Source organism: Ruegeria sp. A3M17 (assembly GCF_003318255.1).
In the GTDB taxonomy this organism is placed as follows: Bacteria; Pseudomonadota; Alphaproteobacteria; order Rhodobacterales; family Rhodobacteraceae; genus Ruegeria.
Map to the genome: position 1 here is coordinate 1 of NZ_QOCF01000008.1, position 17,429 is coordinate 17,429.

General features: G+C 53.1%; 20 protein-coding genes. 10 read left to right on the top strand and 10 right to left on the bottom strand.

The genetic code is table 11. From position 1 onward, the window contains the following. A partial coding sequence (locus tag DS906_RS04905) for an autotransporter outer membrane beta-barrel domain-containing protein (protein ID WP_233494686.1) occupies positions 1–409 on the bottom strand: 409 nt, incomplete at its 3' end. 214 nt (positions 410–623) lie between these two features. On the opposite strand from DS906_RS04905, the gene DS906_RS04915 reads away from it, so the two are divergent. Continuing rightward, positions 624–1,115, top strand: coding sequence for an SRPBCC domain-containing protein (locus DS906_RS04915; protein WP_113789109.1), 492 nt, complete (start codon positions 624–626; stop codon positions 1,113–1,115). A gap of 12 nt (positions 1,116–1,127) precedes the next feature. Continuing rightward, entirely contained in the window at positions 1,128–1,736 is a 609-nt protein-coding gene (locus tag DS906_RS04920) for a dihydrofolate reductase family protein (RefSeq protein ID WP_113789110.1), read from the top strand. A 176-nt stretch (positions 1,737–1,912) separates the two neighbouring features. Here DS906_RS04920 and DS906_RS04925 read toward each other — a convergent pair whose 3' ends face one another. The 4 genes from DS906_RS04925 to DS906_RS04935 form a co-directional block, all read right to left on the bottom strand. Beyond that, positions 1,913–2,308, bottom strand: a complete 396-nt coding sequence (locus tag DS906_RS04925; protein ID WP_113789111.1) for a rhodanese-like domain-containing protein — start codon at positions 2,306–2,308, stop codon at positions 1,913–1,915. 46 nt (positions 2,309–2,354) lie between these two features. Continuing rightward, on the bottom strand, positions 2,355–2,477 hold the full coding sequence (locus tag DS906_RS22605; RefSeq protein WP_255415367.1) for a hypothetical protein: 123 nt from the start codon (positions 2,475–2,477) through the stop codon (positions 2,355–2,357). 16 nt (positions 2,478–2,493) lie between these two features. Further along, the gene (locus DS906_RS04930; RefSeq protein ID WP_113789112.1) at positions 2,494–4,140 is read right to left on the bottom strand and encodes a tetratricopeptide repeat protein; all 1,647 of its coding nucleotides are present in this window, start codon (positions 4,138–4,140) and stop codon (positions 2,494–2,496) included. A gap of 385 nt (positions 4,141–4,525) precedes the next feature. Then, positions 4,526–5,743 carry a tetratricopeptide repeat protein gene (locus DS906_RS04935; RefSeq protein WP_199528479.1) on the bottom strand — a complete coding sequence of 406 codons (1,218 nt, stop codon included), beginning with the start codon at positions 5,741–5,743 and terminating at the stop codon, positions 4,526–4,528. Between the two features lie 209 nt (positions 5,744–5,952). On the opposite strand from DS906_RS04935, the gene DS906_RS04940 reads away from it, so the two are divergent. The 3 genes from DS906_RS04940 (at position 5,953) to DS906_RS04950 (ending at position 8,421) form a co-directional block, all read left to right on the top strand. Further along, a complete protein-coding gene (locus tag DS906_RS04940; RefSeq protein WP_113789114.1) occupies positions 5,953–6,993 on the top strand; it encodes a sulfurtransferase in 1,041 nt (346 codons plus the stop codon). 63 nt (positions 6,994–7,056) lie between these two features. Next, positions 7,057–7,848, top strand: coding sequence for a class I SAM-dependent methyltransferase (locus DS906_RS04945; RefSeq protein ID WP_113789115.1), 792 nt, complete (start codon positions 7,057–7,059; stop codon positions 7,846–7,848). A 123-nt stretch (positions 7,849–7,971) separates the two neighbouring features. After that, complete coding sequence (locus DS906_RS04950) at positions 7,972–8,421, top strand: MaoC family dehydratase (protein ID WP_113789116.1); 450 nt, start codon at positions 7,972–7,974, stop codon at positions 8,419–8,421. A 164-nt stretch (positions 8,422–8,585) separates the two neighbouring features. On the opposite strand, the gene DS906_RS04955 is transcribed toward DS906_RS04950, so the two are convergent. Continuing rightward, positions 8,586–9,473 carry a LysR family transcriptional regulator gene (locus tag DS906_RS04955; protein WP_158541285.1) on the bottom strand — a complete coding sequence of 296 codons (888 nt, stop codon included), beginning with the start codon at positions 9,471–9,473 and terminating at the stop codon, positions 8,586–8,588. A 97-nt stretch (positions 9,474–9,570) separates the two neighbouring features. On the opposite strand from DS906_RS04955, the gene DS906_RS22020 reads away from it, so the two are divergent. Then, positions 9,571–9,792, top strand: a complete 222-nt coding sequence (locus DS906_RS22020; protein WP_158541286.1) for a hypothetical protein — start codon at positions 9,571–9,573, stop codon at positions 9,790–9,792. Between the two features lie 328 nt (positions 9,793–10,120). Here the strand turns inward: DS906_RS22020 and DS906_RS04960 are convergent, their stop codons facing one another. From DS906_RS04960 to DS906_RS04970, 3 genes are all read right to left on the bottom strand, one after another. Continuing rightward, complete coding sequence (locus tag DS906_RS04960) at positions 10,121–10,900, bottom strand: methyltransferase domain-containing protein (protein WP_113789237.1); 780 nt, start codon at positions 10,898–10,900, stop codon at positions 10,121–10,123. Positions 10,901–11,123: 223 nt separating this feature from the next. Continuing rightward, positions 11,124–11,696, bottom strand: a complete 573-nt coding sequence (locus DS906_RS04965) for a carboxymuconolactone decarboxylase family protein (RefSeq protein ID WP_113789118.1) — start codon at positions 11,694–11,696, stop codon at positions 11,124–11,126. Positions 11,697–12,174: 478 nt separating this feature from the next. Beyond that, on the bottom strand, positions 12,175–13,047 hold the full coding sequence (locus DS906_RS04970; protein WP_113789119.1) for a bile acid:sodium symporter family protein: 873 nt from the start codon (positions 13,045–13,047) through the stop codon (positions 12,175–12,177). A gap of 227 nt (positions 13,048–13,274) precedes the next feature. On the opposite strand from DS906_RS04970, the gene DS906_RS04975 reads away from it, so the two are divergent. The 4 genes from DS906_RS04975 (at position 13,275) to DS906_RS04990 (ending at position 16,521) form a co-directional block, all read left to right on the top strand. Next, on the top strand, positions 13,275–14,252 hold the full coding sequence (locus DS906_RS04975; protein WP_233494687.1) for an AraC family transcriptional regulator: 978 nt from the start codon (positions 13,275–13,277) through the stop codon (positions 14,250–14,252). Between the two features lie 161 nt (positions 14,253–14,413). Next, the gene (locus DS906_RS04980) at positions 14,414–15,280 is read left to right on the top strand and encodes a cysteine hydrolase (protein ID WP_058282012.1); all 867 of its coding nucleotides are present in this window, start codon (positions 14,414–14,416) and stop codon (positions 15,278–15,280) included. Between the two features lie 48 nt (positions 15,281–15,328). Then, positions 15,329–15,814, top strand: coding sequence for a YHS domain-containing (seleno)protein (locus DS906_RS04985; RefSeq protein WP_113789121.1), 486 nt, complete (start codon positions 15,329–15,331; stop codon positions 15,812–15,814). A 137-nt stretch (positions 15,815–15,951) separates the two neighbouring features. Further along, the gene (locus tag DS906_RS04990; RefSeq protein WP_113789122.1) at positions 15,952–16,521 is read left to right on the top strand and encodes a carboxymuconolactone decarboxylase family protein; all 570 of its coding nucleotides are present in this window, start codon (positions 15,952–15,954) and stop codon (positions 16,519–16,521) included. Between the two features lie 91 nt (positions 16,522–16,612). On the opposite strand, the gene DS906_RS22270 is transcribed toward DS906_RS04990, so the two are convergent. After that, a complete protein-coding gene (locus DS906_RS22270; RefSeq protein ID WP_199528481.1) occupies positions 16,613–17,392 on the bottom strand; it encodes a hypothetical protein in 780 nt (259 codons plus the stop codon). Positions 17,393–17,429 lie beyond the last annotated feature (37 nt).

Here is a 17,429-nt window from a genome sequence, read left to right on the forward strand (position 1 = left end):
TTGGTGCTGACGTCAGACACCCTAGCCCCAGACCAAGCACGAAGCCATTTGCTCCTCGGTTTTGTCCGACTTGTGTGAACGTGCCAAATATCGGGCTCGTTACAGTGATTTCGTGCTCACTATCCTTGTAGGCAAAGAAGTCATACTCGTAACGAGCAAAGGCAATTGGGGTTAGCACACCATTCTCTGTCAAGAAGTCCCGTTGGTAGTCAACTCCAATGGAAGCGACCAGAGACTCGGCATCCGCTTTTTCAATTGAGTAGTTGAAGTCACCACCGCCAGTCTCTGTGCCTGAACCTTGTTGAATACGCCCGTAGTTCAATCCAAAAACCGTAGAAACCCTTGCACCGCTGTCCTGGTTAAACAACTTCCGTGCCTGGATACCGGCGTGGATTCCCTCTTGGTCCAAATCCGATTTAGCCTCACCTCCCGTAAAGCCATCAACAGAAGGGTTATTTCGCTTGGCCTCGTCACACGTGGTAGAGAAGCCCAGTTCCGGCCCTGTGCCTTGGACACAAGACCTTTGGAGGCCGTTGCAAGCTGGACCGACCAATACCGCTTCATCTGGGAGGCCCGCTTCGACGCCATGGACAGAATTCTGAATGGAATGAAGGGAACGTCCGATGAATGAGGAATATAAATGGGTGAAGATCGAGCGCGAATTTGATGCCCCGATTGAGACCATATGGGACATGTGGACTGACCCGGCTCTGTTTCGGGCGTGGTACGGACCCCGCGGTATGTCCGTTCCGGTCGCAGAAATGGATGTGGTTGTTGGCGGTAGGCGTAAGGTTTGTATGGAAATGACCGCAGCCGAACGGCCTATGAAAATGTGGTTCACCGGCGTGTACAAGGAAGTCACCCGGCCAAACCGCCTCGTTTATACCGAGAGTATGTGTGACGAGGATGGCACCCTAATCACACCTCAAGCGATGGGTATGCCCGAAGACTTTCCCGACATCACGGAAATCATCGTCGAACTCTCGGAAGTGAACGGGAAGACTGTGATGACAATGGTCCATATCGGCGTCGAAGAGGGCACAGCCGGCGCCGGTGGCTGGAACCAGGCCTTTGACAAGCTTGGCGAGTATCTTGCTTCCATGAGCGGCGAGTGACGGCCAGACCACATGCGACAGCTCGCCGTTCTGACATTCGTGACGCTCGACGGAGTAATGCAATCCCCAAGCATGCCAGAAGAAGACCCATCCGGCGGATTTGCACATGGTGGTTGGGCCGCGCCATATTGGGAAGGCGTGATGGACCAAGTCGAGCGTCACGCAATGTCCGAACCCTATGATATGGTCTTTGGCCGAAAGACATACGACATCTTTGCTGGCCACTGGCCAAACGCGCCGAAGTCCGCACTTTCAGACCGTATCAATAAGGCTCGAAAATACGTTGTGACCTCACAACCTGACAGTTTGAATTGGCAAAACTCGCAGCCGATAAGTGGTGATGTGGCTGGCGCAGTATCGACTTTAAAGGCGCAGGATGGGCCCCTGTTGCAGGTGCATGGCAGCTCCCGCCTTATACAAACGCTTCTCACGCACAACGTTATCGACGAGTTCCGCTTATGGGTCTTTCCGGTGGTTGTCGGCGACGGTAAGCGTCTTTTCGAGAAAGACAGCCCACTACGCCAGCTGAATCTGACCAGATTTGAGCACTGCGGAAATGGTGTAACGATGCAATTCTATCGGCCGAAAAGTGGTGCCTCACAGCCGGCACCGCAGCCGTGATTGTGGATACTCTACCACAGTACTATGCATTGAGCGCAATTGGCTGTTCTTCTCGTAAGGTGTTCGTCAATTGGCTTATGTCTCAGTCGCAAGTCGTATCGAGACACAACTCTGGAAGCTGAGACGTATCTTTTTTCCCCGCTCTGTTTGCTCAAGACCGTTGGTTTCGCCGTTTTTTAAGGCTGCTTTGTGGAGGAACCAGCTGCGATCAGAGCCGCCATCCCTCCATCGATGAACTGCACGTTTTGAAAACCCATCGCAGTCAATACATTTGCCGCTGCCGCGCCTCGGTAGCTCGGAGCACCTCCACAAGTGGTGAAAATTCGTCTTCCACGATCCTGTAACTCTTGAGATCTGTATTCACTTTCAAGGTCTGCCATCCAAGCGACGGCGCGACCAGGAGCCAGAATGGCTCTGGGGCTGATACCTGTGGCCGCCATTTCAGCGCTATCCCTCACGTCCACCACAAGTGCGTTGGGGTCTTCGATCAGTACTGCCAGCGCGTCAGTTGCTGAAATCGGATTTGCTTTGGATATTTCCTGAGCTTCCATTTGTGCGAATGTTAAGACCATATTGCCCCCGACTGCGTATCCTACGCGATGCTACCATGCGGCTGATTTACCGCAAAACGGCATCCAAGCGATGCTCGGCAGTCTTGTGGTCGCCCAGACGGTTGCCATCAACGAAGTTAAACCAGTCCCGGTCAACGGCAGAAGCGGGCCACGCAAATGCCCCAGCCATTGCTGTTGATCAGTGATTACTCGGCGGCCAAAGCCTTCTGCCTGCAATAACACGACGCCTTTATCGGCACCTCGGCGCGGGCAGCGGCCTTGTCTAGTTGTAGCTTAATGTGAGCGGCTTCGACCGTTTCACCGCGCCGGGTGAGACATTCGTGCAAACCATGCAGGCTCCAGACGTTGCCCGGATGCTGACAGGACCGGCTAAGCGTTGCATCCAGGCCAAGGTCTGCACGGTAAACAGCTTCGGCTTCCTCCATCTGGCCCTGTTCAAGAAGAAGAGCACCCAGCGCATGACGGGTGGGTTGCATCCAGCCCCAGGGCTCGTCGTATGGCAAGTTGTCGTCGATCTCGACTGACTTTCGCAGGTGGTCAAAGGCCGTTTCGTGCTCCCCTGTGTGATAGGCCAACTCACCCAGCATCATTTGCTCAGCGACCTTCAGAATGTCCCAGCATGTGTTGTTGAACAGCATTCGAGTCTCAGGAACTCTGGCCAGAGCATCATAGAATTTGGCTTTTTCACTCTCGGCTTCGGCGACCCTGTGTAGGTTGGCCCAGGCAACCGTCCTTGCATACCGCATCATGGCAATGGTCACGCTGTAAAGCTCTTCATCCTCTGGCAGGTCCTGATCGAGAATATCCTGCCAGCGACCAAACCTGATCAGCACATGTTGCTTCATTGGAATGAAGCCTTCAAACCAGTCCGCCATCGGCCGAAGAGTGTCTGACGGCAAGGTGTCGATCAGCTCATCGGCGGCTTCGATTGCTGCCGATGGTTGCCCTAAGAACATCGCACCGTATATTTTAAAGTGATAGTTGTGGCACCGATAGACGGAATAGAAATTGTCAGGGCCTTCGCGCTTCAGAAACTTGCGATCTGCCAATATGGCTTTGTGATTGCGCAGTACCACGTTCATGTAGTCTCCGCACAACACGTCGATATGGGTCGGCATGTGCAACAAATGCCCGGCCTCGGGCACCAGCGTGCTGAGCACATCGCCGTGACGCAGTGCCCGTTCGGGGTGGGGCGACATTTCCATCAGGTGAATGTACATGTGCAATAGTCCTGCGTGCTCCCATGCTCCGGAAAGTGTATCGAACGCATTTTCGAGCACGGATATTGCCTCGAGCGTATCGGCTCCATCCGCTGGTTTCCCAGTCGGCAAGTCCCAAAGCTGCCAAGGGGTCCGATTCATGAGTGCCTCGGCCAGGAGGGCGCAAACGTCGAGATCCTGTTTGAATTCAGCATGCACCTTTCGCATCGCACCAGCGAATGCATCAGTCCATGGGCTAAAATCCTCAATATCCGATGAGGATGGATAACGAGCCGGAATGGCTTCGATGAGCGCGCGTTCAACAGGCGTCAGTTTGTCCTTTAACGACGCAGCAGTCTCGATTGACGCTTTTGCCAAGGCGATACAGTCAGGCTTCTCGTCTTCCTCGAACGTTTCCCAAGGCTTGTTGTAGTTCGGCCCAATGCAATACGCGATGCCCCAGTGCGCCATTGCGCAATTTGGATCCGCAGCCACGGCATTCTGAAAGCATACAATCGCTTCTTCGTGGTTGTACGCGTAAGTCCAAGCCAAACCACGATCAAACCAAAGCTGGGCTTCGTCCGACGAGGTTGTGATCTTTCGGCTGTAGCTACCGAGATCATAGTATTCCATCACAATAACCCCCTAATTAAAGTTAGGAGGTTACCACAATGGGCTGTTTCTCGATACTGGCGACATCAAAGCCGATTCAAGGCATAGACCCGTCTTATATGAGCGCCATTTGATCGAAGCACTCTTCTTGGCGACTGATCAACTTGTCGGCCGCATGAGTGACGCGCCGTCCAATCCCTCCACAGTAGCCCACCGACAAGACCACAAACACCGCTTGCACACACCAAAGACGGGCTTTTGAGAAAGCTGATGTCAGCAGTCAGATTGGTCTTTTCCGCCAACCAACACTTTTGGGGCCTAGTAGCGTCGTGCGACAGCTTCCGTTTTAAGTGGCACTGAAAACGTGTAATTTGCGCTCAATGCGGGCGTCAAAAATACAGGCGCCCTATCCTTCTAGCGTGGCAACTGCATGGTCGTGAGAGGTATGCGGTCGATGCATGTTGAGGATACGTCGAGCTTCATTCGATTGTCCCGATATTGCCAGCGCATGCGCCAATGAAAACTCAACAATGTCGCGTTGCGCCCGGCTACCACCAAGGCGTTCGTGCTCAGACATGACACTTACGAATTTCTCAATCGCTTCATCCGCATTTCCATCCGCCAACGCACGGAATGCGCCTGCGACTGAAGCAACGGTGGGGCCTGCGGGTCCCTTTGCGCCGTCAATGGTTGCTTCCAGACGCTCTCTGTTTCCAGCCATCGCATGCGCGAGAGCAGCGTGAATATCCGCAAAAGCCAAGCCAGGTGTCGGAAAGAACTGAACAGCATAGTCGCTGAGTTGTTGCCAACGCTCCTGGGGAATTTGCTCGCCAGCCAAAAAGGCGCGGTGAACAATTGCCACACTATCAGTCAGAACGTTCAGTGGTGGCGCAGGAGGTCGTTCGGGGGAAACATAATCATCGAACAGCTTCCACATACCCGCCACATCGCCGCTCTCAAGCGCCCACAGAGCGACGTGCCAACTGAGATGGCAGTGCAGATACGCTGTGAAGGGATAGTCTTGCCAGAATTCGCGCAGATAAGCGTAGCCAGCGTCCGTCTCCCCGTTCTCATAGTAGAGATGGGCCCTGACATGTGCACTGTGTGCGCTGTCTGGCTTCAACTCAAGCGCGCGCTCGATGTTTTCCGCGGCCGGGCCAATCTGTCCGGCCTCCATCTGGGCAAATGCATGCTGGCAGAGAAACCACCAGTCGTCGCCATAGTGTGGCTTCAACATGGTAGTGTACGCAAGCTGCTCTGCCTCGCGTCCAGCCTGACCTGAAAACCCAATTAAGCCAAATACGCTGGTACAGGTCTGAGCAAGCAAAATATCTCGCGGATGGTCTGCGACGTGATCTCGGATGCGCCTGTAGGCCTGCGGTGCACGCCCCTCAATGAGATCGCTGATAATGTCGATCTGGGCGGCTTCGCGCGGGCTGACGCCATGCGACAGTTCCTTTGCCAAGGCTATTTGACGCTTTGCATCTTGTCCACGCCCGACGGTAACAAGGTAGCGCGCAAGCCCAACATGGGGCATGGCAAAGCTATCATCTGTCTGCATTGCAGAACGGTAAGCTTCTTCAACATCATCAAAAGCACCCAGAAATCGGTCGATGCCTTCCACATAGGCGTCTCGCGCAGTTTGTGATGTGGTCGTTAGCGGGCTTCCGTACCGATCTTCAAGCATCCAAACCTTCCACTATCTGTACCAAACCTGTCCGTCAGTGAGCTATATGAGCATGCCTACCCATAAACGAGTCAAAGGAAATCGACGTTACGAGGCGCCATGATTTCAGCATCCGTTTCTTTCAGAAGTCTCATGAAATCATCAAAATGCCCCTTAAACCATATTTGCTTTATCAAATCCCGATTTTCCAAAATTGGACTCCGAAGGCAATTTTGGGGATTATTCCATACGGCTCGACCCGCGTCTGGTTAGAGGAGAACGTAGGTATGACAACCCAAACTCGCCCGCTCATTGATACGGCTTGGTTGGCAGATAACCTGACTAACCCGAAACTACGCATCATTGATGTTCGCTGGAAGTTTAGGGAGGAAAACGGCAAGGGCGTAGCCTATGACGATAGGAGCGAGTTCCAGGCCGAGCACATTCCTGGCGCAGTGTATGTTGGCATGTCGACGGAGCTTGTAGACAGCACTCAGAACACTCCCGACATGATGCTCGGCCCAGAGGATTTCGGGGAAAGGATGCGCGAGTTGGGTGTTTCCAACGACAGTCATGTCGTGGTCTACGATGACTCCGGGCTTCCATTGGCGTCTGCGCGTGTTTGGTGGGCACTTTCGCACTATGGCCATAAAAACGTGCAGGTCTTGGACGGCGGCTTGCAGCAATGGAAACTCGAAGGTCGGCCCACTGAAACTGGCGATCTAACCGTTGAGCATGGTGACTTTGAACCAACAGTGCAGAGCAATTGGATTGCCCGCAAAGCTAATGTCTTGGACGCGATGGGTAAGCCCGGAGTCAGAATTGTGGACTTTCTACCAAACGACCTCTTCCGAGGCGACGGAGTTCACACATGGGGAGGTCGCTCGGGACATATCCCCAGTGCCGTCAACATACCGGCGATATCGAACATCGATCCGGATTTGGCACACATACCCATTGCCGAACGTGCAGCTAAACTAAAGGAACGTGGTTCATTCAAGTTGGCGGATCATTCCAAGCTTCTCAAGCACTATCAGGACAAGGGAATTCAAACTGACGATGAGGTCATCGCCTATTGTGGCCGTGGCATAGCTGCTTCTTGTGGGCTCCTTGCGCTGCGCCAAATGGGGTTCGAAAAGTCCCGCCTGTATGATGGTTCATGGGCTGAGTGGAGCGCCGATGAGAGCCTTCCAGTTGAAACCTCGTGAGACTACGATTTTGGGTCACTTTGGGTGGTCCAATTATTGACGCGTTGCTAGGAGGATGTTTTGATGACGGACAATTTCCGGCTGACCAAAGAAGCTGCGCAGAAGTACAACAGCCATAGTGTGCCTGCGATGTTCGGCCCATTGGCTGAAGCAACAATGCAGAAGGTTCAGCTTCGAAGCGGCACTTGTGTTATCGACATTGCATGCGGCACCGGGGCTTTGACGCGAGAGATTGCAAGGAAACTGACGGGCGAAGGCCGGGTTGTTGGCGTAGATCTCAACGAAACCATGATTGAGGTCGCGCAGTCCAATCAGCCGGATTGTCGTCATGTGCTCGAGTGGTATGCAGCAGATGTAACCGAGTTACCTTTCGAAGATGCTACGTTTGACTATGCCTTCATACAACAGGGGCTTCAGTTCTTCCCCGACAAGTCCGCCGCGTTGCAGGAAGTTCATAGGATCTTGCGCAATGACGGTCAGCTATTTTTGACATGTTGGCGCGCTGTGTCGCCCTTCAATGGAGCGCTTGCAAAAGCTCTCGAACGACATGTTGGAACAGATGCCGCAGTCAAGGCCGGAGCGCCTTTTTCGTTTCGAGATGGGGACCTAATATCGGAATTTTTGGTCGATGCAGGCTTCAAGATAGCTCGTCACGAGCCATTGGTACTTGAGCGAAGATTTATTGATCTTCGTGCGCAAATCATGGCGCTGCCAATCGAAACTGATCTTAGGGATGCAGGTGCTGACGTCACCAACAAGGTCGTGGAAGAGGTTGCAGACGCTTTGTCTAGATATGACAAAGAAGGCGTATTGCACGTACCGCAAGAAGCGCACCTTTTTGTCGCCGCGGCATAGGTCAACGACCACTGGCTCAGTTCTCCAATACGATCTTTACCATGGTCGAATGACAACGCGGCATTAGCTGCCAAGCGTGGCTCCGCGTTGACGGTTGAGTGTACATCAAACTATACTTTTGCCATGGCCAGCGGAAAATACATCGACGATTTGTCGGTTGGCGAAACCTTTGAAACCGGAGGCGTTACGCTGACCGAGGGAGCGATTATTGACTTCGCACTGGTTCATGACCCGCAGCCCTTCCACGTTAACAAAGTGGCTGCCGCAGAGTCGATTTTCGGCGGTCTCATAGCCAGTGGATTTCAAACAATAGCGCTTACTTTCAGGTTGTTCCGCGACACTGGTGTACTTACCGGCACCAATCTGGGTGGACATGGTATGGACGAGGTACGGTGGCTGGCTCCGGTGTATTCCGGTGACACGATCAGCGTGCGCGTCACGGTTGAGGCAATTGCACCATCACGTTCGAAGCCAGACCGGGGAACAGTCAAATTCCGATACCAGACATTTAACCAGAACGATGTTGAAGTTCTTAACCTGGTCATGCACCACGTGATAGCATGTCGGAGTTAAGGCGGTTTGCAGCGACTTGGGCGCGGCGATCAATTCGACCTCCCTTTGTCATCTTCAAGAGTATCCTTGGGCTCGCCACATAAGGCTTCTATTCGCAATTGCGGTCGTGGCGTACATGCAAACTAGCTTGTTCGCGTGTTCTCAATCCTTTTTTGCCCAAATAACTACTTGTAGATTGCCGCATAGCGAGGTGCGAAGAACTTAACGAAGGCTCTAACCTCTGGCCGGCGATAAGCTTCCGGCGAAATGAGCATTAGGTGCGGCACCGCAAGTTCCGGGATTTCGTCGAAACATCGGATAAAAGACATGTCTGTTTCCACCAGCTTGACATTGCTGATCCCAAGGCCTTGCCCTGACCTGATCGCCGCATGCATTAGCTCCAGTTCAGTGAAAGACATGACGATCTGGTCCGGCTCCACGTGATTGGTCAACCATTCGTGGAATACATTTGGCACATCGTCCCGCTGAAAGGTAACAAACTGATGCCCGGCCAGATCATTCGTTGACCTCGGTAAGCCAAACTTGTCCGCGTAATTTCTACTGCCGAACAAAGACCAGCGAGCCGTGCTGATTTTCCGGCAGATCAGGTCGGGATCAGGATCGGTTCTTGCAAGGCGCAAAGCAATGTCGGCCTCTCCGGCCGTCAGGTCCAGCGCTCGAACGCTGGATAAAAACTCGAATGCGACATCCTGATTGTTGGCGGAAAACTCGTTTACGATTTCGATCATGCGTGCGGAGAAATTTGCCGAATAAGCGGTGATACGGATGGGTTGTGTCGACGTCAAATCTTTCGCGCAATCGGCAAATTCAAGGACTGAAGCCTCGATTGCTTCGGCGAGAGGAACAAGGCGAAGGGCTTCTGGGGTTGGTTTGAACCCGTGCGTACCGCGCTCAAAAAGCGTTAAGCCTGTTTCTCTTTCGAGAACATCAATGCGTCGGGCAACCGTTGGTTGGGAGACCTTTAGCTTTCTAGAGGCCGCAAGCGTAGACCCTTCTCTGAAGACAGAGAGGAACACACGAATATCCGACCAATTTCGGAACCCGTTCTTCATTTTTGTAGAACAGCACAATTTTGTGCCGGATACCAGAAAAACAGGTGAACAGTTACTGTTGTTGCGACAGCGCAAGTAACTCGGAAAGGACCATGAGATGGCTTCCCATACAATGTCACCCAGCATCTGGACCGTATTTGGTGGACTGTTCGGCTGGACCAAAAGAGCCTGCCCCGAAACCCGTAAGCCGCAGCCTACAGCCAACGATCTTCACGCGGAACGCGACTATATTAATGACGTGATCTGGAGTAATCCCGCTGCGTTTTCGAGTGAACTGGACGTGCAGAACATGATGAGTCTGTATTCAGGAAGGTTCTGACGACACTCGGTGACAATCTGCCGAATAAGGCGATTAGATCACGCCAAATGCAGCTGCAAGCTGGAAGTGGCAGCCACGCACCTGTGTTGTAGCCATTGAGTAAGTACCAATACGAGACCTTCTGTCATCACGCCTATCGCTGCGGTCGTTCGAACGTCTGATCAATGCCTGCACGTCTGGCACTTCCTTGGGGCTTCACCGACGACAATTAAGTATGGACAAAAGACTTGCAGCACCTGTTGGGGCGCCTGTGACACCAATGGGGGTCTCTTGAACCGCGACTTTCATGAAGCCCGCGAAAGAACCTAGGCCGATTTACTTAGCTCAATCACCCCTTTTTGCGCACCACGACGACAAATTGGGTCATCGAAAAGAAGAAGCGTCCAGTCCTTGCAAGGCTGAGCTGCTCATCAAACCACGATTGCGCAACTGCGGGATCAAAATGGTCATTTGCGACAGTGTATTGCTTCATGAGGTGCATCATCATGATTGCGAGGCCATCAGGCTTTAGCTGGTGATCTGTCATTGTGAACGACAAGACATCTTCCACATGGTCGCCGCGAGCCTTTATTAGTGCAGGCAGTCTTTCCGGGACGGAGCCACTCACAAAGTGCTGGTTCCAGGACGTCAGCATCTTTTGCATTCTGTCGGGCTCATCGCTGAACCAAATCAAGCTCCCAAAGTGTAGATCGCTGATGACGAGACGTCCGCCGGGTTTGACGCACCGCAGCGTGTCGGACAGTGCACCGTCTACGTCTTCGATGTACTCAAAGACCTGTACCGAGACGGCCTTGTCAGCACTCTCATCCTCAATGGGCAAACTATTTGCAGCACCAGCACGAAACTCCACGTTCGCATAGTCGCTGCATCGTTCTCTTGCGGCTGCTGTCATATCCTCGCTTGGGTCGATCCCGATGACATAGCCATCCGAGCCAACTGCACGGGCCAACTCCGCTGTTAACATCCCGTTGCCACAACCGACATCCAAAATAGTCTCACCAGGAGCCGGGCGCAGCGCATCAAATGAAGCCTGTCTTCGCCGTGTCAATTCTGCTCCCTGATAGGCGATTTCAAGCAATCTCGTTGTTTCAGCGTCAAATTTAAGCAACTCGCTCCCCTTACAAAGACCACATGTCCCCAAAACCTTATCAGAAAATGGGATTTCTACGAAAAGCAGGACGGATCGTTTTGGTTTGAACATAGGTCCACCAACAATAGATGAAGGTGCCGACTGGTATCGACGAATTGGTTAACCTCGGGAGGTAAGGACGCTTCTGCCGCTTTATCGAACCAGCTTTTTGTCGTCGCTCGAAAGTTCGAACAACATCAATTCAAGGGATGTCGAGGCCGTTCTCCCGTCCGAAATCGGTGTAAAAGCTGTCACTGCGGCATCGGTTCAAAGTGGCTTCGTCCGCTTCTCTTGGATCGGTGCCAGGGCTTTGAACACCTGTTCCTTCTATGAAGCGGTTCACGAGATTGAAGACACCACAGACTTGGATAGCATCGAACAGCGCGCTCTCTGACCAGCCTGCCGCGTAGACTGCATTTGCGTCGGCTTCCGTCATTCGGGATGGAGAGATGGTGAGCTTTTCAATGTATGCTAGTAACGGTTTGAGATGATCCTCGACGGGTGCCGTATCGCGGTCTTCCATCAGTGCCTCGATTGTCTCGACCTCAATGCCATAGGCTTTGGCGAAAACGATGTGTGCGCCATGGCAATACGCACAAGCATTCAAGCCCGAGACATAGGCTGCAATCAATTCACGTTCAGCAACCGAGAGATCGCTCTCGCCCCTCATCACAAGGCTTTCGTACGCACAAAGCGGAGAAAGCTTGTCTGGAAAGGCTTGATAGACACTTCCCAGTGTTGCGTTCTCGGGCAGAGATGGAAACAGGCGTTTCATTCAATTCTCTTTCAATCTTGCTTTGGATCACTTCGTCTCAAAATGAGGAAGCAACGATGTGTACGCAACCTTAACGCAAATCCGGGTTCCGCACAGAATTTCCGTTGGAACACTACGAACGGCAGGATTGCCTAACGAGACCCCAGCAAGTTCGTCGTTTGGTTAAAGGCAATTTCATTTGAGCCGTTCTCGTAAGTCTTCAAAGTATGGATTGAGCTCAAACCCGGAGCTTCACATCCAAGCGTGGTGACTTCCGCCTTGCGGACAAAACTGACCTTGGAGTCTACACCTTCGCTGACGCAGGATCCACCGCACTGGCAGCAACAGTTTTTCCCTTCAACAGGGAAAATCGCCAAAGCGGCCGTTCCACAGAGGGCTTGGGAGCTCCTTGATCGCTCTTTGACCAGATGGCGCTCCGGCATGGAAACTAAGGGGCTTGGCCCAGCCCATAACCAGAGCTGGCAAATAGACTTCAGGATCATAAAATTGGGCTTCTTCGCGCAAGGAAAGCGAACACAGGCAACATTGTTACGATCCAGACCACGCTATAAATTGCGGATGGGATGGCATATTCGCTTAACCCATTGGTGTTTGGCAACAGCAAGGTGGCAATTGCGATCCCCAAAGCTCCGTTTTGAACGCCGGTCTCAATTGAAATCGTCTTCGCCTCGATGTCTGTGCATCCGAGCATCCCTGAACTCATGATGCCAATAAACGTGAGTGACGCACCTACAACCAAAAGTGCGGGTCCAAGCCTAAGGAAGTTATCCGCGACCACCACCCAGTTTGAAATGATCGCGCCTCCGATGACCAGCGCAAAAAGTAGCATAGAGACCTTGCTAAAGACTGGTTCGACAGCGGCTACAATCCGCGGCGCCAATGACCGCGCGGTCACCCCGACTAGGATTGGAGAAGCTGTTAAAAAAAACATTGCTAAAGCCGTCGAAGAGATGTCGATAGCGGGCGCAGTTGCCCCCATGAACATCTGCATCGAAAACCCCAGGATAAGCGGTACGGTAACGACACAAGTCAGACTGAAGACTGCTGTAAGAGTAACGGACAAAGCAACATCCCAATTCGAAAGCTTGGTTACGATGTTACTGATCGCCCCGCCCGGACAGGCCGCTAAAATCATAATGCCAACGGCTGTCTCGGCGGAAATCCCAAAAGTAAAGATCACCATCAAAGCGATGCAAGGCAGCAAAATGATCTGGTTGAGAGCCCCGACGCAAAAGGCACGTGGACGTCGTCCGATGCGTTGAAAGTCAGCCGCTGTGAGTCCGAGGCCAAGGCAGAACATGATGACAACAACTGCGAGCGGCAGCAGCACAGATGTAAAAATTTCGCCCATCTACCATGACCTCTATGACTGCATGCTTCCGCACGCTTTCGGACGATACCGTTCAGAAAACCTGATGACGAGTTTTATCAGTTTGGCGCATTTATCCTCAAGCGCCCGAAGATCGAGGCTGTCTTTATTTATTATACCTATCACAGGGTTGGACGATCTGGTGTGAAAGAGCTTTCCAGTGCTAATCTCACTGTATGGCAAGTGTAACTTACGCATTCGCCCGCGCGATGGCCAACGCCGCCGGGATGACGCTGAACGACGATGGCGCCCTGATTTCGAATGGCGCTGTCGTGCTGCGTTTACCAGGAGCTCAACACGGCCAATTGGCGGATGATGCGTATTTCGATTTGATAGATTGGATTCGTGCGCAACAAGCGGACGAGGCCGCGTTAGTTGAGGCCTATGCAAACGCGATTGCGACCGATGATCTCGGCGTACTTGGCCTGGCCGTTAAGACAGCTCCGACCTTGCGGCAATCATTGCAACGGATCGAGCGCTATTTTCGTCTCGTCACGGACACCGCAGTTTACAGACTTGATGAAACCGGCGACCCGGTTCTTTGGATTTTTGAAGGACAAACACCACATCGCGCCGCCTTGGAGCTGCGCAACGAATGCGCGCTTGCGGCCTTTGCGAGGAACATGCATCGGTTTGTGGGTGATGGGTTGTCGCTCGCATATGTCACGTTTCAGCATGCATGCAGACAAGAGCCAGAACATTACGCCGAATATTTCGGGTGCCCAGTTCGATTTGGGAGCGCCCACAACGCCATTGCTATGCGCCCTGCTATGCTGGAAAGCGAAAATCGTCTTGGCGATCCGGGCTTGTCAGATTTCATGACGAAGCACCTGGATGAGGAGTTCAACTCTCGCGATGACGACACCTCACTGAGCCAAGAAATTGTCCACCGGCTTACGCCAGCCCTTAGTAACGGCGCACCGCAGGCAGCGCATGTCGCCCAAGAGATGGGAATGAGCGAGCGCACTCTTTACCGCAGGTTGGCCGAAGAAGGGCTGACCTATCGCGACGTTCTTGGTCAGGCACAAGTTGCACTCGCTCGTGACCTGCTCCGTGACGGTAAGGCTTCCATAGCCGAGATCGCATTTATGACCGGGTTTTCGGAACAGAGCACGTTCAGCCGCGCCTTCAAGCGCTGGGTTGGCCAGGCTCCGGCACGATTCAGGCAGCAGGCGACCTCCGACTAAGCACACACCTCAAGACCACATGGCAGGTTCGGCCAAAACCTTGGCAGGGCGGGCCGATACCTCAATCGATGTGGCGCCTAACTTCTTCTTTGTCAGATCCACCTGGGGCGCTCCCGAGTAAAGCAAACCCATTTGCCCCTCTCAGACAAAGGAAATTTGCAATGAGCAATCATGACCACAAACATGGAGCAAGCTGCGCTTGCGACGTCACGCCCGAACGCGTTGATATGGCGCGCCGGCGACTCTTGCAACAAGCCGCCGGTGCGGCCGCGGCAGGTACAACAATAGTGGCTGGCGGGCAGGCCCTTGCCGCGACCGACGAAGCACGCGCCTACTATGCTGACCCGGAAAATCCAGGCCTTCCCCAAATCGACATGACCATCGAGCCGGGGCGTACTGCGCTTGTGGTGACCGACCCCCAGATTGATTTTTTGTCAGAGGACGGTGTGACGTGGGGTGTGGTTGGCGAAAGCGTGACCGAACAGGGCACGGTCGACAATATCGAACGGCTTTTCATTGCCGCCAAGGCTGCGGGGATGCCGGTCTTCATCTCGCCCCACTATTACTACCCGCATGACCACAAGTGGGAGTTCGAGGGCACTCTGGAAGCAACGATGCACAGCATCGGCATGTTTGACCGCCTGGGACCGCTCAATTTGGACAACTTCGAGGGCTCAGGTGCCGACTGGATGCCGCAATACAAGAAGTACATCGAAGATGGCGAAACCATCATTTGCTCGCCACACAAGGTTTACAGCCCTGCTCAGAATGACCTGAACCTGCAATTGCGTAAACGCAAGATCGACAAGGTGATCCTCGCGGGGATGTCGGCGAACCTGTGTACGCAGGCGCATCTCTACGAGCTGCTTGAGCTGGGCTACGAAGTCGCTGTCGTTCGCGATGCCACAGCCGGGGCCAAGGTGCCTGAAGGTGACGGGTATCTCGCCGCCATCATCAACTTCCGAATGGTCGCCAACGGCGTCTGGTGGACCGACGACGCGGTTGAGCGCATTGGCCAATCGGCCTGACGCAAATCGATCTTCAAATTTGATCCTGACATCCTGAAAGGACATATCATGACACGCATCTTTACATTTCCCGCACTTACAACAGCGTTGACTCTCGCCCTGGCGGCGGCGGCATTGGCTGACGATGAATACAACGTTTCGAACAGTCTTACCTTGACCGGGCAGCCCCTCGGCATGCATGGCGTCGATCCTGTATCGATGTTTGAAGCCGAAAAACCCGAAATGGGCAACGCCACTTTTACATCGGCCCATGATGGAGTGGACTACTATTTTGCGTCGCAGGCAGCGCAAGCCACATTCGAGGCGGATCCGACGGCACATCTGCCTCAATTCGGCGGGTTCTGCGCCTTTGGCGTCTATGTAGGCAAGAAGCTTGATGGCGATGTTCGGTATGCCGATATCGTGGACAACAAGCTCTATCTCTTTGTGAATGAGGACATCTTCAAGAAGTACCTTGAGGACAAAGAGACCGTGATCCAAGGCGCCCATGCCAAGTGGGCAGACATCCACCACACGCCTGTCGGCAGCCTTTGATCGAGGAATTTGGTGGCTCTTGCCGGTCGGAGCCACCGCTGCCTCTCCCCTCCCCAAAAGGCCGGCATTTCTCCAAGACGCCCTGTCCGCAATGACAATTCGCGTGCGTCGAAAACTCTTCCCAAAGGAAACCAGACATGACTGATTTTGAGACCTATACAATCGCCTCAGCCCCTGATGCCGCGAAACCAATTCTGGAAGCATCGCTGAAAGGATATGGTTTTGTGCCCAACCTTTATGCGGCCATGGCCGAAGCGCCCGCAATTTTGGAAGGCTATACGACACTTTCCAACATCTTTGGAAAGACCGGCCTGTCAGAGACTGAGCGCCAGATCATCCTTATGACTAACAACCGGTTGAACGGGTGCAAGTACTGCATGGCCGCCCATACCACTCTTTCACAGATGGCCGGTGTCCCCGAAGACGTGATCGCAGCGTTACGCGATGGCAGCCCTATCGCCGACCCCAAATTGGAAGCACTGCGCAAATTCGTCATCGTGATCAACGAAAGCCGAGGCTGGCCCAGCGACGCACAGGTCGAGGCGTTTCTGACGGCTGGCTATACCCGCCAGACCATGCTGGAAGTCATCCTTGGCACAGCGTTGAAAATCCTGTCGAACTATACGAACCATGTGGCGGAAACGGCTTTGGATGATGCGTTTGTCCCAAATGCATGGACCGCCTCATCCGCGGCGGCGGCTGAATAGCGCGATTTTGCCTAATTGTTGGTCTTGCGCTTAGGCCTGAGTTTGGTTCTGGCCAATAAGGAAATCCGATTTGAGACGTTCGACCGCAAAATCAACAAAAGCGCGCACCTTCGCAGACACGGTTCGACCCTCTTGATGCACAAGATGGATGGGAACCTCGGGTAGCTTTCGCGACGTCTTCGGCGGTCGGCTTGTGCAATGTTACAATGAGAGCAACGATCCAACCTGTGGCGCAATCAATGGCAGCACATACATGCGGGCGACCAATCGGATTTCCACGTTCATCCGCGAGGATTATGTCTGCTTCGGTACAGTCGAGTTCTATTCGCTCGTAGGGGCGTTCAACCGTTTGATATTTTTGGGCTACACGCAGATGACGCTTGGCCTCCTTGCTACCCAATCGCCATTTTAAAACATCAGAATGTGGAAGAGTATTGACTATCGCTTCCACAGCTTTGCGCCCACAATTTCCGGGGCTTATGACCGCACATTTCACTCGACGAGTTTCGTCATCAATCTCGACTTGCAGCCCATCAAAGCCTTTGTCAGCATGCTGCATGTGAGGAGCCGCCAATTTTGCCGTGGGATTTGCGCGAATGGCAGCAATCCATGACATTGCCTGAAACATCCAGCCATCTCGGTGCGAAGAATCTTCTCCACTAACAGTTAGTAGTTCTATTGCAGAAGCCACTCCGTCAGCAGGATAATCAGCGTCAACGACGCCAGTCCCTTGAAGTATTTTGAGCACGTGATGAGAGTAACCGAGCGCTATGACACCGATTTGGCGTGCCAGCTCATCTTCATCTGTAACTTGCCAAGAATTTCCAAAATAACAGTCTTCTTCAGAGAATCGCGAAAGTGTGATCGGCATTTGTATTACTGCTGTAACTTTTTTTAGTTAGGCGTTT